This window comes from Microbacterium sp. PI-SA-G (assembly GCF_057215335.1).
Window position 1 is genome coordinate 3,085,417 of the sequence record NZ_CM170103.1, and the last position, 13,584, is coordinate 3,099,000.

At 71.1% G+C, this 13,584-nt stretch carries 17 protein-coding genes and 1 pseudogene; 8 read left to right on the forward strand and 10 right to left on the reverse strand.

What is annotated here, in order from left to right; all coding sequences use genetic code 11:
- Nucleotides 1–2: 2 nt before the first annotated feature.
- Both AC2D10_RS15135 and AC2D10_RS15140 read right to left on the reverse strand, forming a co-directional pair.
- Nucleotides 3–509: a CinA family protein gene (locus tag AC2D10_RS15135; protein WP_484708847.1), complete on the reverse strand. Its 507-nt coding sequence runs from the start codon at nt 507–509 to the stop codon at nt 3–5.
- A 1-nt stretch (nt 510) separates the two neighbouring features.
- Nucleotides 511–1,062, reverse strand: coding sequence for an FHA domain-containing protein (locus tag AC2D10_RS15140; RefSeq protein ID WP_484708849.1), 552 nt, complete (start codon nt 1,060–1,062; stop codon nt 511–513).
- A gap of 196 nt (nt 1,063–1,258) precedes the next feature.
- Here AC2D10_RS15140 and AC2D10_RS15145 point away from each other — a divergent pair, with 196 nt between their 5' ends.
- From AC2D10_RS15145 to AC2D10_RS15155, 3 genes are all read left to right on the forward strand, one after another.
- Nucleotides 1,259–1,603 carry a DUF7882 family protein gene (locus AC2D10_RS15145; RefSeq protein WP_484708850.1) on the forward strand — a complete coding sequence of 115 codons (345 nt, stop codon included), beginning with the start codon at nt 1,259–1,261 and terminating at the stop codon, nt 1,601–1,603.
- 90 nt (nt 1,604–1,693) lie between these two features.
- Nucleotides 1,694–2,578 carry an SDR family oxidoreductase gene (locus AC2D10_RS15150; protein ID WP_484708852.1) on the forward strand — a complete coding sequence of 295 codons (885 nt, stop codon included), beginning with the start codon at nt 1,694–1,696 and terminating at the stop codon, nt 2,576–2,578.
- Nucleotides 2,579–2,653: 75 nt separating this feature from the next.
- Complete coding sequence (locus AC2D10_RS15155) at nt 2,654–3,583, forward strand: EamA family transporter (protein WP_484708853.1); 930 nt, start codon at nt 2,654–2,656, stop codon at nt 3,581–3,583.
- 11 nt (nt 3,584–3,594) lie between these two features.
- Here AC2D10_RS15155 and AC2D10_RS15160 read toward each other — a convergent pair whose 3' ends face one another.
- Together AC2D10_RS15160 and AC2D10_RS15165 are read right to left on the reverse strand one after the other, a co-directional pair.
- Entirely contained in the window at nt 3,595–4,350 is a 756-nt protein-coding gene (locus AC2D10_RS15160) for a YidC/Oxa1 family membrane protein insertase (RefSeq protein WP_484708854.1), read from the reverse strand.
- A 64-nt stretch (nt 4,351–4,414) separates the two neighbouring features.
- Nucleotides 4,415–4,687, reverse strand: coding sequence for a DUF6412 domain-containing protein (locus tag AC2D10_RS15165; protein WP_484708855.1), 273 nt, complete (start codon nt 4,685–4,687; stop codon nt 4,415–4,417).
- Nucleotides 4,688–4,746: 59 nt separating this feature from the next.
- Here AC2D10_RS15165 and AC2D10_RS15170 point away from each other — a divergent pair, with 59 nt between their 5' ends.
- The gene (locus tag AC2D10_RS15170; RefSeq protein WP_484708856.1) at nt 4,747–5,787 is read left to right on the forward strand and encodes an NAD(P)H-dependent flavin oxidoreductase; all 1,041 of its coding nucleotides are present in this window, start codon (nt 4,747–4,749) and stop codon (nt 5,785–5,787) included.
- A 33-nt stretch (nt 5,788–5,820) separates the two neighbouring features.
- On the opposite strand, the gene purU is transcribed toward AC2D10_RS15170, so the two are convergent.
- Nucleotides 5,821–6,672, reverse strand: a complete 852-nt coding sequence (purU, locus tag AC2D10_RS15175; protein WP_484708859.1) for a formyltetrahydrofolate deformylase — start codon at nt 6,670–6,672, stop codon at nt 5,821–5,823.
- Between the two features lie 112 nt (nt 6,673–6,784).
- Between purU and AC2D10_RS15180 the strand changes: the two genes are divergently transcribed.
- Together AC2D10_RS15180 and AC2D10_RS15185 are read left to right on the forward strand one after the other, a co-directional pair.
- Entirely contained in the window at nt 6,785–7,240 is a 456-nt protein-coding gene (locus tag AC2D10_RS15180) for a glutaminase (RefSeq protein WP_484708860.1), read from the forward strand.
- A 2-nt stretch (nt 7,241–7,242) separates the two neighbouring features.
- Nucleotides 7,243–7,419 (forward strand): annotated as a pseudogene (locus tag AC2D10_RS15185) (endonuclease/exonuclease/phosphatase family protein); the annotation flags it as partial.
- Between the two features lie 313 nt (nt 7,420–7,732).
- Here the strand turns inward: AC2D10_RS15185 and AC2D10_RS15190 are convergent.
- The 4 genes from AC2D10_RS15190 to AC2D10_RS15205 are packed head-to-tail and all read right to left on the reverse strand — an operon-like array spanning nt 7,733 to nt 11,149.
- Nucleotides 7,733–8,446, reverse strand: a complete 714-nt coding sequence (locus AC2D10_RS15190; RefSeq protein WP_484708861.1) for a glutamine amidotransferase-related protein — start codon at nt 8,444–8,446, stop codon at nt 7,733–7,735.
- A gap of 55 nt (nt 8,447–8,501) precedes the next feature.
- Nucleotides 8,502–9,251, reverse strand: a complete 750-nt coding sequence (locus tag AC2D10_RS15195; protein ID WP_484708862.1) for a LysR substrate-binding domain-containing protein — start codon at nt 9,249–9,251, stop codon at nt 8,502–8,504.
- Between the two features lie 42 nt (nt 9,252–9,293).
- Nucleotides 9,294–9,581 (reverse strand): hypothetical protein, encoded by a 288-nt coding sequence (locus tag AC2D10_RS15200; protein WP_484708863.1) that lies wholly within the window; start codon nt 9,579–9,581, stop codon nt 9,294–9,296.
- Nucleotides 9,578–11,149: a PspC domain-containing protein gene (locus AC2D10_RS15205; protein ID WP_484708864.1), complete on the reverse strand. Its 1,572-nt coding sequence runs from the start codon at nt 11,147–11,149 to the stop codon at nt 9,578–9,580. Before AC2D10_RS15205 ends, AC2D10_RS15200 begins: the two co-directional genes overlap by 4 nt.
- 114 nt (nt 11,150–11,263) lie before the next feature.
- On the opposite strand from AC2D10_RS15205, the gene AC2D10_RS15210 reads away from it, so the two are divergent.
- Both AC2D10_RS15210 and AC2D10_RS15215 read left to right on the forward strand, forming a co-directional pair.
- Nucleotides 11,264–12,469, forward strand: coding sequence for an ATP-binding protein (locus AC2D10_RS15210; RefSeq protein ID WP_484708865.1), 1,206 nt, complete (start codon nt 11,264–11,266; stop codon nt 12,467–12,469).
- On the forward strand, nt 12,462–13,121 hold the full coding sequence (locus AC2D10_RS15215; protein WP_484708868.1) for a LuxR C-terminal-related transcriptional regulator: 660 nt from the start codon (nt 12,462–12,464) through the stop codon (nt 13,119–13,121). The genes AC2D10_RS15210 and AC2D10_RS15215 overlap by 8 nt, the downstream gene beginning before the upstream one ends.
- 53 nt (nt 13,122–13,174) lie before the next feature.
- Here AC2D10_RS15215 and AC2D10_RS15220 read toward each other — a convergent pair whose 3' ends face one another.
- On the reverse strand, nt 13,175–13,582 hold the full coding sequence (locus AC2D10_RS15220) for a transferase (RefSeq protein ID WP_484708871.1): 408 nt from the start codon (nt 13,580–13,582) through the stop codon (nt 13,175–13,177).
- Nucleotides 13,583–13,584: the final 2 nt, after the last annotated feature.

Sequence of the window (13,584 nt, forward strand, 5' to 3'; positions counted from 1 at the left end):
ACTCAGTCCTGCGGGGCGGTGCGACGGGGTCCGGCCCGATGCAGCCCTTCGGCGTGGAAGGCCAGCAGGTTCATCGCCGCCTCGACCGTGGCGTCGAGCACCTCGGTGGGGTCGCCCGTGAGCGAGAGGAACCGGTGCCCCGCGCCCTCGGCGGTCGACCATCCGAGGTAGACCGTGCCCGCCGGGTGCCCGTCTTCGGAGTCCGGGCCGCCCACCCCGGTCGTCGACACGCACAGGTCCGCGTCGAAGAGCTCGCGTCCCGCGACAGCCAGATGCTCCGCACACCCGGGTGAGCAGGGGTCGGTGCCGGTCGGCAGGCCGAGCACGCGCTCCTTCACGTCGGTGAGGTACGCGACCAGGCCGCCCGCGAACCACTGACCCGCGCCCTCTCCGGCGCCGACCGTGCTCGCGAGGCGCCCGGACGTCAACGACTCGACGACGCCGATGCGGAGCCCGCGCTCGCGAGCCAGCTCGCCCAGGCGTTCGATCGCTGCGGTGGTCTCGGTCACCTCAGGAGATGCCGTTCTTCTGGTCGCCGTCCTGGTTGTAGTCGTCCGGAGCGGGCTCTGCCTGCGGCGAGTCGGTCGAGGCGTCAGCCGACTGCTCGGCGTCTGCGGTGTAGTCGGGGCGCGGTGCCTGCAGCTGCTGGTCGTCGTACTCGCCGCCCTTGCGTCCGCCGAAGGGGCGCCCGTGGTCGGCGAACTCCTCGCGCGCGAACACGAAGGTCCACGGCCCCGCCGTGAAGCTCGCGCCGGTGCGCAGGGTCTGGCTGTCTTCACCCGGGTGTGTGGCGCCCGAGACGGAGGAGGAGCTCTTCTCGCCGTCGCCGTGCAGCGTCAGCACGTACTCGTCACGGTCGTCGTGCTGCACTGTGGCGTGCACGGGGTCGGTGTCGGCGAGGCGCAGTTCGTTGCCGTCGGCCGAGCCGATGCGCACGAGGTCGACATCGAGCGCGAACTCCGTGCGGTCCCCGTCGCGAGTCACGCGCAGACGCGGGTTTCCGGCGCCGAACTCGGCGTGCGTGGTGGTGGGGGTGTAGCCGTCTGTGGTGTCGTCGGACATGCGTATCGTCTCCTCGAAAGTGTCCCTTCGAGCATAGGCGGGACGGCCGATGCACACCTAGGGGTTGACTTGCCTGCGGCGCGGCGTTTCGCCGGGAGTTCTCGGTTCGAGCCAGGGGGTAATACGCTACCCAGGAAGGGCCGTCATCGACGCGCCCATCGGACCAGGACGGCATCGATCCGAGGAGCGGGCACACATGGGAAAGTTCGTCTACGAAGGCGGAGTGAAGACCGAGATCGAGGACCGCGCTCTGACGCACCTCCAGCTCGTCATCACCGCCAAGCTGCGCCGCGGCGAGCCGTTCCCGTTCAGCTGGCGTGAAGACGCCAGCGTCGGCGGCGGACGCGTCACCGTGTGGGTCCAGCCGGGCAGCTCGCTGGTCTTCAAATACTTCGGCAGCCGGCAGCCCTCCGTCAACCGGGCGTGGATCGAAGCGCTGGCGTTCACCGCCAACGCCCCCAGCGGTCTCTACCTCGTGCCGGAGCCCGCCGAGGGCGAACAGGCCGTCGCCACCGACGCTCCAACGTCCGCACCCTCCTGATCGGTCGCGCCCGCGCCGCTGTCAACCCCCTACGCGCAGTCTGTGGGCTGCGGCATCGTCGACCTCTCCGACGCGTAGAGAGGCGACACCATGACGAACCCCGCACCCGACCCCCGCACCGCTCACCGCACCGACGGCTTCCCCGGCCAGCAGCAGGATCAGCCCGGGATCACCGACGAGACCACGCCGGAGCCCGATCACGGGGAGTCGACCTACGTCGGCAGCGGGCGTCTCGAGGGGCGTCGTGCACTGATCACGGGCGGCGACTCCGGCATCGGTCGAGCCGTCGCCATCGCGTTCGCCCGTGAAGGCGCCGACGTCGCGATCGTGCACATGCCCGAGGAGCAGGAAGACGCGGATGCCACGCTCGAACTCGTGCGTGAAGCCGGTCGCACCGGCGTCGCCCTCGCGGGAGACCTGCGGGAAGAGGAGTTCGCCACCGAGGTGGTGACCGAGACACGTCGTGCGCTCGGCGGTCTCGACATCCTGGTCCTGAACGCCGCGTTCCAGCACGACATCCAGGGCTTCGAGAATCTTCGCACCGAGGACATGCGCCGCGTCTTCGAGACGAACCTCGTCGGCCTCGTGCACTCCGCACGCGCCGCATGGGCAGACCTCGAGCCGGGATCCAGCGTCATCGTCACCGCCTCGGTCCAGGCGTACAACCCCTCGCCCGGGCTGATCGACTACGCGATGACGAAGGCCGCGCAGGTGGCATTCGTGCAGGCGCTCGCTGAAGAGGGCGGACCGCGCGGCATCCGCGTGAACGCCGTCGCGCCCGGTCCGATCTGGACGCCGCTGATCCCCGCGACCGGATGGGACGCCGAGAAGCTCGAGTCCTTCGGTCAGGACGTGCCGCTCGAGCGTGCCGGGCAGCCGGCCGAGCTCGCCGGCGCCTACGTCTACCTTGCATCGAACGAGGCCTCGTACACCTCGGGTGCCGTGCTGCCGGTCACCGGCGGCAAGCACCTCTGAGGAGTCATGGGACCCGCGCCGACGGGGCGAGTGTCGATTGGACGCGACCGGGGCTGATGCCCCACGCTGAGAGGCGTGCAGCAGCCCGCGTCGTCCCGAACCCTCACGGGCATCGCGCTCGTGGTCGGCTCCTGCCTCTCGCTGCCCTTCGGGGCGGCGGTCGCAGCTCAGCTGTTCCCGGTGCTCGGCCCGTGGGGCGTGACCTCGCTGCGGGTGGCGATCGCGGCGCTTCTGCTCGTCGTGATCGTCCGCCCGCGGCCCCGCGGCTGGACGCGGGAGCAGTGGACAGCGGCCGCCCTGTTCGGCGTCTCGCTCGCGGCGATGAACGGCTCGTTCTACGCCGCCATCGATCGCATCCCCCTCGGTCCGGCCGTCGCGATCGAGTTCCTCGGCCCGCTGGTGCTGGCCGCGGTGCTCACGCGGCGGCTGTCCGACGCGGTGTGGGTGGGTATCGCGCTGGTCGGCATGGGTCTTCTGGCGGTCGACGGGCTGCTCGGCGCTGACCCGCTCGATCCGCTCGGCGTGCTCTTCATCCTGATCGCCGCGGCGTTCTGGGCGATGTACATCCGCATGAGCGCCCGCGTCGGCACGCTCATCCCCGGGGCCGGCGGGCTCGCCATGGGGCTCGTGGTCGCCGCCGTGCTGCTCGTGCCGATGGGCGTGCCCGCAGCCCTCACCGTCGCCGGCGACACGCAACTGCTCCTGCTCGCCGCGGTCACCGCGGTGCTGTCGTCGGTGATCCCGTACAGCTTCGAGCTCGCCGCGCTCCGCCGCCTGCCCGAGCGCGTGTTCGGCGTGCTGCTGAGCCTCGAGCCCGCGTTCGCGACGCTGGCCGGCTGGCTCGTACTCGGGCAGGATGCGACGCCGTTGCGCATGCTCGCGATCGCGCTCGTGGTGGCCGCGAGCGTCGGCACGACCCTCGGCATCCGTCGTCGTCATCGCGCCCGACGCGACGACGGCGATCCGCCGGGAGTCTTCACCGCCCCCATCCCGCTGCCGGACTGACAGCCGCGCCGTCAGGCGGCCACGGGCACGGGGAGCGGATAGCGTCGGCGCAACAGCGCACGCTGCACGAGGGTCCACACCACCGTCACGGTCAGGTAGAGCGCAGCGGCGAGCGGCACGAACGCGGCGAACACCGCGGTCAGGTAGTGCAGCGCGCTCATCGCCCTCAGCATCCCGGGCGAGTTCAACGGGTTGTCGTCCTCGACCGGCGCCGGGCGGAACACGCGCCGCGTCACTTCGGCGACCGCGATCATCACCAGCAGCAGGGCTCCGAAGACCAGGAACGTCGACGCGGTCGCCGTTCCTCCGAAGAGCGCCGAGATCAGGCTCGTGCCCAGCGGCGCACCGAACAGGTCGTGCGTGAGCAGTTCGTTCGGGTGGCCAGCGATGTCGGGCCGGATGAACAGCGTGTAGAGGATGCCGACGACCGGCGCCTGAGCGAGCAGCGGCAGCATCCCGGCGAAGGGCGAGGTGTTCTCGGACCTGTACAGCGCGAGCGTCTCCCGCTGCAGGCGCTCAGGGTTCTTCTTGTGTCGGCGCTGCAGTTCGCGCAGCCGCGGAGCGAGACGCGCACGCATCTGCTCGGCCTTGGCCTGCGAGAAGCCGACGGGGATCAGCAGCGCGCGCACCAGCAGCGTGACGAGCACGACCGCGGCGGCCGACGCGGCACCGCCCGCGAGAGGTTCGAGCAGAGTGGACAGGCCCATGAGGGCGCCGTAGGCGGCGTCGAGCAGGGCGGCGAGAGGAGGGAAGGCAAAGGGGTCCATGAAGAGAGTCCGTTCGGAGAGTCGGGAAGGGTCGGCGAGAGCCGCGCGGTCCCGAGTGAACGGACTACGCGGCGGTCGCGACTCCCGGCGCCCGCGGACGCGGGTGGCCCGCGGCATCCGGATCGCTCTGCGAGAGAAGAGTGGAGACGTCGATCGCACGCCAGGGATGCGGTGCGGTGCGGCCGGTCGCCTGGTGCACGCTCAGCACGAGGGCGAGCGTGAGAGCGGTGACGGCGACGAGGGCGATCGCGAGGCCGAGGGCCGCGGCATCGGGTACCGAGATCAGGCCGAGCGCGGTCAGCAGGATGCTCAGCAGCTGCTGCATCCACTCGCCCATGTGACCACTCCCTGTTCTCAGCGAGGCTACCACCGGGTGTGCGGGCGTAGCCTCGATGCATGACTGATCTGCGTGCACTCTTCGGCGTCGAGCATCCGATCGTCCTCGGTCCGTTCGGCGGGTTGTCATCGGTGCCGCTGACCGCGGCCGTGAGCGAGTCCGGCGGGCTCGGGTCGTTCGGGCTCTACGGCTTCGACGGTGAGCGGATCCGTCGCACCGGAGCCGAGCTGCGGGCGGCGACATCGCGTCCGTTCGCGCTGAACATCTGGCTGCCGACGGGCGACGAGGTGCAGCCGAATCCGCAGCACATCATCTTCGCGCAGGCGCTGCAGCCCTTCTATGAGGCGGTCGGCGTCGAGGTGCCCAAGCGCCCCGAGAGCTACGTTCCTGCGCTCGACGAGCAGCTCGAGGCGATCTGGGATGTCGCTCCCGCGGTGCTGAGCGTCGTGTTCGGGGTGCCGTCGGCCGATCTGGTCGCCGAGGCGCAGCGGCGTGGCATCCGCCTGGTCGGCACCGCCACGACCGTCGCCGAGGCCGTCGCGCTCGCCGAGAGCGGCGTCGACGCGATCGTCGCCACCGGGGCCGAGGCGGCCGGTCACCGGGTGTCGTTCCTGCGCACGGCCGAGGAGTCGCTCGTCGGCACGTTCGCGCTCGTGCCGCAGGTGGTCGATGCCGTCGACGTGCCCGTCATCGCCGCCGGAGGCATCGCCGACCGCCGCGGGGTGGCCGCGGCATTCGCGCTCGGAGCGAGCGCCGTGCAGGTCGGCACCGCCTTTCTCGCGACCGCGGAGTCGGCCGCGAACGATGCGCACCGCGCCGCCATCCGCCACGCCGCCGCCGACGACACCGCCCTCACGCGCGCGATGAGCGGCCGGCTCGCCCGCGGCCTGCGCAACCGGGCTGTGCGGGCGATCGAGGCGAGCGGCACGATCGCGCCCTTCCCCATGCAGAACTGGCTCACCGGGCGCTTCCGCGCCGCCGCAGCGGAGCAGGACCTGGGAGAGATGCAGTCGCTCTGGATGGGCCAGGCCGCCCCGCTCGCCCGCTACGACACCGCCGCCGCGGCGTTCGCCGAGCTGCTTCTGGGGGTTCCGGACTGATGTAGAGCGCCGACCGGGGAGACAGCTCGTCGGCTAGAGGATGACGGTGGAGCGGCCGTGCACGATCACCCGGTCCTCGGCATGCCACTGCACGGCACGGGCGAGCACCTGACGCTCGACATCGGCGCCGCGGCTCTGCAGCTGTGCGGCAGATTCCGAGTGGGTCACGCGGGTGACGTCCTGCTCGATGATGGGTCCCTCGTCGAGGTCGGCCGTCGCGTAGTGCGCGGTCGCGCCGATGAGCTTCACGCCGCGATCCTTCGCCCGGGCGTAGGGGTTCGCGCCGATGAAGGCGGGCAGGAACGAGTGGTGGATGTTGATCACCGGCACCTCGAGGCGCTCGATGAAGTCGTCAGTGAGGATCTGCATGTAGCGGGCGAGCACCACCAGGTCGACGTTGCCGCGCAGGAGCTCGAGCTGGCGCTGCTCCATGAGCTGCTTGTCGGTGGAGGTGATGTGCACGAACGGCACACCGAACGAGCGCACCGACTCGGCGAGATCGGGGTGGTTCGAGACGACCATCGTGATGTCGATGTCGAGCTGCCCGCGCTGTGTGCGCCAGAGCAGCTCCATCAGGCAGTGGTCGTACTTCGACACGAAGATCGCGACGCGCTTGCGGCGTGCGGTGTCGTGCAGCGACCACTCCATGTCGAAGCGCTCGGCGACGACCGCGAGGTCCGCTTCGAGTGCGGTGCGGGCGGCGGAGAGACCGGCGAGGTGGATGACGGTGCGCTGGAAGAAGCGGCCGCCCTCGGAATCGGTCGAGTGCTGGTCCAGCGAGATGATGTTCGCGCCGTGCTGGGAGAGCACGCCGGCGACGGCGGCGACGATGCCGGGCTGGTCGTCGCAGGCGATCAGAAGACGGGCGGTGTCGGGCTGGGACATGGATGCTCCTCCAGGGTGTCCCTCGATTCTGCCGTGCCCGCGTACCGCGCGACGAATCGCGGCGGCCCAGGGGGATACTGGGGGACGTGGTGATGTGGCGAGGAGGACGGTGATGACGGCATCCGCTCTGCTGACGCAGGCCGTCGCCGAGCTCGCCGGCGTCTCGAAGGAGGGGCTCGGCGAAGAGCGCGATTCCCGGTGGCGCGGCCGCCGCATCGTGCGCGTCGGCGCCGCATGGCATCTGGGCGTGCTGCTGCTCACCGACACCCATGCGCTGGCGACCGCCGAGGTGCTGCGCGCCGCAGATCCCGGTCGCCGCGGCTACACGGCGGAGTCCGCGAGGGCACGGGCGGCGCGGCGCGAGGAAGCCCTACGCGGAGGTTTCGCCGCGGGCGAGATCGTGCACGTCGGGTGGAGCGTCATCGACGTCGACGCGGTGGATGCCGGGGGCTCATCGGGTCCCTTGGCGCTGCTCGACGGTGTGCCGTCGGTGCGGTGGAGCACCGCGGGCGGGTACATGCCGCTGGAGCGCTACCTGCGTGAGCGGATCGATCTGCTGCACGCCTGACGCGGGTGGCGGGGTACGCGCTCACGCTCAGCGACGATCACACCTACACGCGCTATCGCGTGTTCCGCGGGCACTACGACTTCGCGACATCCATCCGCTTCCAGATCGACGGCATCACGACCCTTCCCCAGGCCTCGAGCGACCACCGCCCGATCCTGGTCACCGCGCGCCCGGACTGACGCGGGGGCTGCGCGCCGTCCCGCAGGTGTCACACATGGCCGCTTGCGCGCGCGCCACGCGGCCATTCAAGTCCCCTCGCGTGCTTCTGCGCTGCTGCCCGCTTCCCGCAGGTGTCACACGTGGCCGCTTCCCTCCTCGCCATGCGGCCATCTGTGTCCCCTCGTGTGCTCCTGCGCTACGGCCCTCTCCCGCAGGTGTCACACCTGGCCGCTTCATCCCTCGCCATGCGGCCATTCATGTCCCCTCGCGCGGGGCTAGGCAGGTGCGCCCTCGAGCAGGTGTCATATGTGGCGGCCAGCACAGGCAGGCCGTTCAGGCGAAGGTCTCCGCGAAGCGACGGAGCAGCTGCGTACCCTCGGTGACCGAGGCGAGCACCGTGTTCTGCACGCTGTCGAACTCATCGGGGTCGAAGTATCCGGTGGTGCGATAGAACGTCATGCGGTCGGCGAAGTCGCGCGGGGTGGGCTCGGGGTGGAACTGCGCGGCGTAGAGGTGCGTGCCCACGCGGTAGGCCTGCACCGGGCAGGCCTCGTTCGTGGCGAGCAGCGTCGCGCCCTCGGGCAGTGCCGCCGCACTCTCCTTGTGCGCGGTGAACACCGTGAGCGCAGGCGCGCTGGGTCCGAAGACCGGGTCGGCCGCGCCCTCAGGCGTCGTACGGATCACCGTGGCGCTCGCCGCCTCCGGAGTCTCGGTGGTGACCGCCCCACCCAGCATGTGCGTCACCACGCCGATGCTGAAGCAGGTGAAGAACACGGCGATGTCGGCATCCATCGCGCGGTCGGCGATGGTGCGCAGATCGGCCTCGACCCGCAGCTGCTCGGGAAGCTTCACCTCGTCGGTCACGTTGAACGGCGAGCCGCCCACCACGACCCCGGAGTAGCCGCGCAGACGGGCGGGATCGAGCGGAGCGTCGAGCAGATCGAGGCGGTCGACGACGTCGACGCCGAGCGCCCGCCGGAACGACGCGTGCTCGGCATCGGCCGCTCCGCGTTCCGGGCGCACACAGACGTAGAGAAGCGAACCCATCCGGCGATTCTAACGAGGGGCGGATGACCCCGAGAAACGCGCGAGACGCCCTGTGTCAGCGCGAGGAGTTGGATGTGCGGCCGCGCACGATGCCCACGAAGGTCTCGATGTCAGGACTCGTGGCGTCGCGCGACCACACGAGTGCCACGGTCGAGACCGGCCCGTCGCGCAACGGACGGTGACCGGCATCCTTGCGCTGATGCGCGCGAGCGAGTGACATCGGAACGACCACGATCCCCACGCCGGATGCGGCGGTGGCGATCGCCTCGTCGGTCGGCAGGGCCGCGAATCGTGCCGGCGTCGTACCGGGAAGATCGATCGGGCCGAGCACATCGTCGGTCAGCGCGATGACGACTTCACCCGCCAGGTCGGCGATCGTGAGCTCATCGACCGCGAGCAGGTGCGAGTCGGCGGCGGCGACCACGACGGGCGTCTCGTCATAGAGGGTGATCACATGCAGGTCCGCGTCATCGACGGGGAGGCGCAGCAGTGCGGCATCCACCTCGGCGAGAGAGTCGAGCTGAGAGGCGACCTCGATCGGGACGACGTCGAGCGGCACCTGCGGCATCCGCTGCTTCCAGGCGTCGATCCACTTTCCGGGCGTGGCACCGGGCACGACGCCGAGACGGAACACCCGCGGCGCCTCGGTCTCGAGAGGGGCGTCGAACACGACCTTCGTCTGCGGTGGCGTGCGCTTCGCCGGGGCCTTTCCGCCGTTGCGGGCGGCGCCGGTGACGGCGGTCCTCTTCGGGCGCGCGGGGCCACCGCCGCTGCGCCGCGCCGGTCGCCGTCCCTGAGTCGCCATGAGGACCAGGCTATCGGGCGCGACGCGGCGCGGCGGGCGCGGCTAGAGCGACGACTCGGACGAGCGCCGCTGCGCATGGCGGAGCAGACCGGCCGCGCCCGTCACCAATACCAGGACTCCGATCGTGAGCAGCATCGCGGCCACCGCCCCGCTCGGGGTGAGCGAGGTCATCCAGTCCGCGGCATCGTCACGGCGGCGGTCGTCGCCGAGCAGCCAGATGCCCACGATCGCGGACGCGGAGAAGACCAGGCCCCAGACGATCGCCGCGAGGCGGAGGCGGGGAGCGGCGATGGGCTCGGGGGATTCTGCGGACGTCATGTCGGTGCTCATCGGTCTTCCTCTGCGGGCTCGTAGATGGTGACCTGCACGTCGCCGGAGGTCTGGGTGAGGGTGACGTCCTGTCGGGTGCGGATGGGCGTGCCCTCCGCAGACACGACCGTGGTCGCGGTGAGCGTGCCGTCCTGCCGGCCGACCAGCGGCCACACGCCGGAGTCGTTGACCTCGCCCGTGTCGGGGTCGATGCGGATCCAGCTGACCGTGCCCCCGCCGACACTCGCGCTCAGGTGGAGCTCGACCCCCGGCTGCACATCGATCCAGGTCTGCCCGGTGCCCTTGTCGACGACGATGGGGCGTGGGCCGCCCTCGTGCGGTGTGAGGCTGATGTTCAGGTCGCCGAAGGGCTGCCGCACGTGCGCCGATTCGTTGTTCGAGATCGATGCCCACCCGACGGTGAGGTCGCCGGTGACGCTGACCGATCCGGCCGCGAAGCCTGCGCCGAGGGCGATCACCGTGAGGAAGGCCAGGATGCCGCTGCGTCGGCGCATCACGCCGGCGACGATCATGCCGAGGGCGAGCACGAGAGCGGCCGAGAGGAGTCCGACGGCGCCTGCGGCGGGGCCGCCGATCAGTGCGACCGCGGCGCCGACCGCCAGTGCCAGACCGAGCACCGCGGCGACGAACGCCACGCTGGCCCGCGGCTTCGAGGCGCGGCGCACGCGGCGGCGTTCGGCGGCTTCGGCCGCGAAGGCGGCAGCCGTGGACTGGCGTTCCCGCCGCATCTGATCGCGCGCGGCGCGCTCGGCATCCTGCTGCTGGCGTCGCCAGGCCTGATCCTGCTCGCGCCACGCCGCGTGCTGCGCACGCCAGGCCGCGAGTTCTTCGGGATTCTGCGGTCCGTCGGCGAGAGGAGCAGGAGCGAGGGGTCGGTCATCGGCTGCGAAGACATGACCACCGACGGCGTCGCCGACGCCCACCGGGGCGGGGCGTGTCGCATCCGCGCCTTCGGCGGCACCCGAGCCGCCGAAGGTCGCGGATGCCTCCGGGGCGGCGGAGTGCGGCGCAGCCATCGCCGCGCTCGACACCGGATCCCCCGGGGTGCGGCTCGCAGCACGCACGATCAGGAAGAGCAGTCCGCCCACGAGGATCAGCCCGACGATCCAGCCGAACACCGACAGCGCCGACCAGCTCTCGTAGCCGAGGCCGAAGAGTCGGCCGCTCAGCGGCGCCATGGGGATGAGGCCGATGACCGCCATGGCGAGGATGCCGAGCTGCACCGGCTCGAACGTGCGGCGCAGCATGTCGCGGGCGTGGATGTGTCCGTCGGCATCCGGCAGCAGCGCCCAGGCGATCGCATAGAGGAAGATCACGGGCAGTCCGAACAGGGCGGCGATGACCAGCACCCCGCGCACGATCAGCGGGTCGATGCGCAGACGTGCCGCGATGCCGGCGGCGACGCCGCCGAGCCATCCGTCCGAGCGTGCGACGCCGAGGCCGGACACCCACAGGAAGAACCGCTCGGAGTGCAGCGTGGAGGGCGGCGTGCTGCGGCCGGCGGCCTGATCGGCGTCGGCAGCCGGATCGGCGTCGGCGGCAGGGGGAGGCGCTGTCGGAATCGTCATGCTTCGATACTGTCCGTGATCGGGGTTGCTCGGCCATGGGGGGAACCCCTGAGCGTCCCCTGATCCTCGCCGGGGGAATCCCCTCAGCGGGGCCGCGAGTGATTGGATGGCGGCATGTCCTCTTCCGCACCGCCGCTCTCTGCGCGCCCTCCGCGGATCGCCCCGCCGCCGCGGCCGGCACTCACGCGGGACCGCGAGTGCCTGGTCTCGGGGCTGAGCGCCGGACTCGCCCGCCACCTCGGCGTGCGTGTGTGGATGATCCGTGGGCTCTTTCTCGCACTCACGCTGTGCGGGGGCGCGGGGGTGCTGCTGTACGCCTGGTGCTGGGTGTTCACACCGTGGGCCGAGGGCGAGGACGCCCCGTCGCGCCGGGTGCCCGTGGCGTGGATGCTGCTCGCCCCGGCCGCGGTGGGACTGCTGGCGCTCACGTCGTTCACGGTCGGCAGTCCTGCGGGTGGTGCGCTCTCACAGGCGCCCGGGGCCTTGACCTCCACCGCCACGGCGATCCTCGCCACCGCTGCCGGGCTCTGGGCGACACTGATCGACCGCACCGACACCGCCCGCGGCCCGCGGCATACGACCGTGGTGCGCATCCTGTCGGTGGCGCTGCTGGCGGTGCTGTTCCTGGTGATGCTGGGGCAGGCCGTCGGCGGCGTGGAGTTCCTGCTGGCGCTGCTGCCGCTCGTCGGCGTGCTGGCGGTGGCGTCGTCGACGCTGATCCCGCGCTGGCGTGAACTCGCGGGCGAGCGCACTCGACGCATCCGCGAGGAGCAGCGCAGCGAGATGGCTGCGCACCTGCACGACTCGGTGCTGCAGACACTCGCGCTCATCCAGAACCGCGCGGGGGCCTCGAGTGAGGCGGCTCGTCTCGCGCGCGCGCAGGAGCGGGAGCTGCGGGCGTGGCTGTACGACGGTGACGCCCCGGCCGACAGCGACCTCTCCACCGACCTCCGCGACTACGGGGGCGCCCTCGAGCTCGACTACGCCGTGCGCATCGAGGTGGTCTCGGCCGGGCTCTCCGCCGAGCGCGCCAGCGGTGAACTCGCAGCCGCCGCTCGCGAAGCCATGCTCAACGCCGCCCGTCACGCCGGCGGCGAGATCTCGGTGTACATCGAGGGCAGCGCGGCGGGCGTCGACGTGTACATCCGCGACCGTGGCGACGGCTTCGACCTCGAGGCCGTGCCCAGCGATCGGCTCGGTGTGCGGCAGTCGATCATCGGACGCATGCGGCGCGCCGGAGGATCCGCGGCGCTGCGCAGCGACGACAGTGGCACCGAGGTGCATCTGACGATCTCGACGACGGGGGACGGCCGTGGCTGAACGCATTCGCGTGGTGATCGTCGACGATCACTCGATCTTCCGCTCCGGCCTGCGCGCCGACCTCGACGAGAGCGTCGACGTGGTCGGCGAGGCGGCCGACGTGCCGTCCGCGATCGGGGTCATCCGAGCGACGCAGCCCGACATCGTGCTGCTCGACGTGCATCTTCCGGGCGGGGGAGGCGAAGACGCGACCGGGGGTGAAGCCGTCATCCGTGGGTCGTCGCCGACGACGACGCGCTTTCTGGCGCTGAGCGTGTCGGATGCCGCGGCCGACGTCGTGCGAGTCATCCGCGCGGGAGCGCGTGGGTACATCACGAAGGGTTCGTCGGGCGTCGAGGTCAGTCGTGCCGCACATGCGGTGGCGGGCGGAGACGCGGTGTTCTCACCTCGACTCGCCGGCTTCGTGCTCGACGCGTTCGGGGCCGTGTCGGGAGAGACCGCCACGGCAAGCGACGAGCTGGACCGGCTGTCGGCGCGCGAGCAGGAGGTCATGAGACTGATCGCTCGCGGCTACGCCTACAAAGAGGTCGCGGCGGAGCTGTTCATCTCGATCAAGACCGTCGAGACCCACGTCTCGGCGGTGCTGCGCAAGCTGCAGCTGTCGTCACGGCATGAGTTGACCGTGTGGGCCACGGAGCGCCGGCTGCTGTAGCCGGTCCGGGCCCGCGCGGTCGTTCTCAGGCGGACGTTCTCGAGAGCTGATCCTCAGGCGGCGAGCCAGAGTCCCTTCGGGTTCGTCGCGATGGTCAGCCCGGCGGCGACGATCTCGTCGTCACCGATGCGTGCACCGCGAACGATGCGTGCTCCGGCTCCGACGTCCGTGCGGACGCCGATGTAGGCGCCGTCACCGACGGCAGCCCCCTGGCCGATGTGCGCGTGAGCCTCGATGTGAGCGCCCTCGCCGATCACGGCATCCGGTTCGATCCATGCGCCGCGCGCGATCGTCGCCCCGGCGCCGATACGGGCTCCCGGTTCGATGTAGGCACCCGCCTCGATGTGAGCCTTCGGATGCACCTTCGCGCCGTGCGCGACGAGTCCCCGGCCGTTCGCGTGCTTGCGATACCTCAGCGTCGCGCCCTGGTCGTTCTCGATGTCGACGTAGTTCTTTCCCACGA

Bases quoted from the DNA above. Each gene is read 5' to 3' on its own strand.
- AC2D10_RS15195 (WP_484708862.1), bottom strand. From the start codon at position 9,251: ATGGCGACTCAGGGACGGCGACCGGCGCGGCGCAGCGGCGGTGGCCCC.
- AC2D10_RS15190 (WP_484708861.1), bottom strand. From the start codon at position 8,446: ATGGGTTCGCTTCTCTACGTCTGTGTGCGCCCGGAACGCGGAGCGGCC.
- AC2D10_RS15200 (WP_484708863.1), bottom strand. From the start codon at position 9,581: ATGAGCACCGACATGACGTCCGCAGAATCCCCCGAGCCCATCGCCGCT.
- purU (WP_484708859.1), bottom strand. From the start codon at position 6,672: ATGTCCCAGCCCGACACCGCCCGTCTTCTGATCGCCTGCGACGACCAG.
- AC2D10_RS15165 (WP_484708855.1), bottom strand. From the start codon at position 4,687: ATGGGCGAGTGGATGCAGCAGCTGCTGAGCATCCTGCTGACCGCGCTC.
- AC2D10_RS15150 (WP_484708852.1), top strand. From the start codon at position 1,694: ATGACGAACCCCGCACCCGACCCCCGCACCGCTCACCGCACCGACGGC.
- AC2D10_RS15210 (WP_484708865.1), top strand. From the start codon at position 11,264: ATGTCCTCTTCCGCACCGCCGCTCTCTGCGCGCCCTCCGCGGATCGCC.
- AC2D10_RS15140 (WP_484708849.1), bottom strand. From the start codon at position 1,062: ATGTCCGACGACACCACAGACGGCTACACCCCCACCACCACGCACGCC.
- AC2D10_RS15145 (WP_484708850.1), top strand. From the start codon at position 1,259: ATGGGAAAGTTCGTCTACGAAGGCGGAGTGAAGACCGAGATCGAGGAC.
- AC2D10_RS15205 (WP_484708864.1), bottom strand. From the start codon at position 11,149: ATGACGATTCCGACAGCGCCTCCCCCTGCCGCCGACGCCGATCCGGCT.
- AC2D10_RS15180 (WP_484708860.1), top strand. From the start codon at position 6,785: ATGACGGCATCCGCTCTGCTGACGCAGGCCGTCGCCGAGCTCGCCGGC.
- AC2D10_RS15170 (WP_484708856.1), top strand. From the start codon at position 4,747: ATGACTGATCTGCGTGCACTCTTCGGCGTCGAGCATCCGATCGTCCTC.
- AC2D10_RS15160 (WP_484708854.1), bottom strand. From the start codon at position 4,350: ATGGACCCCTTTGCCTTCCCTCCTCTCGCCGCCCTGCTCGACGCCGCC.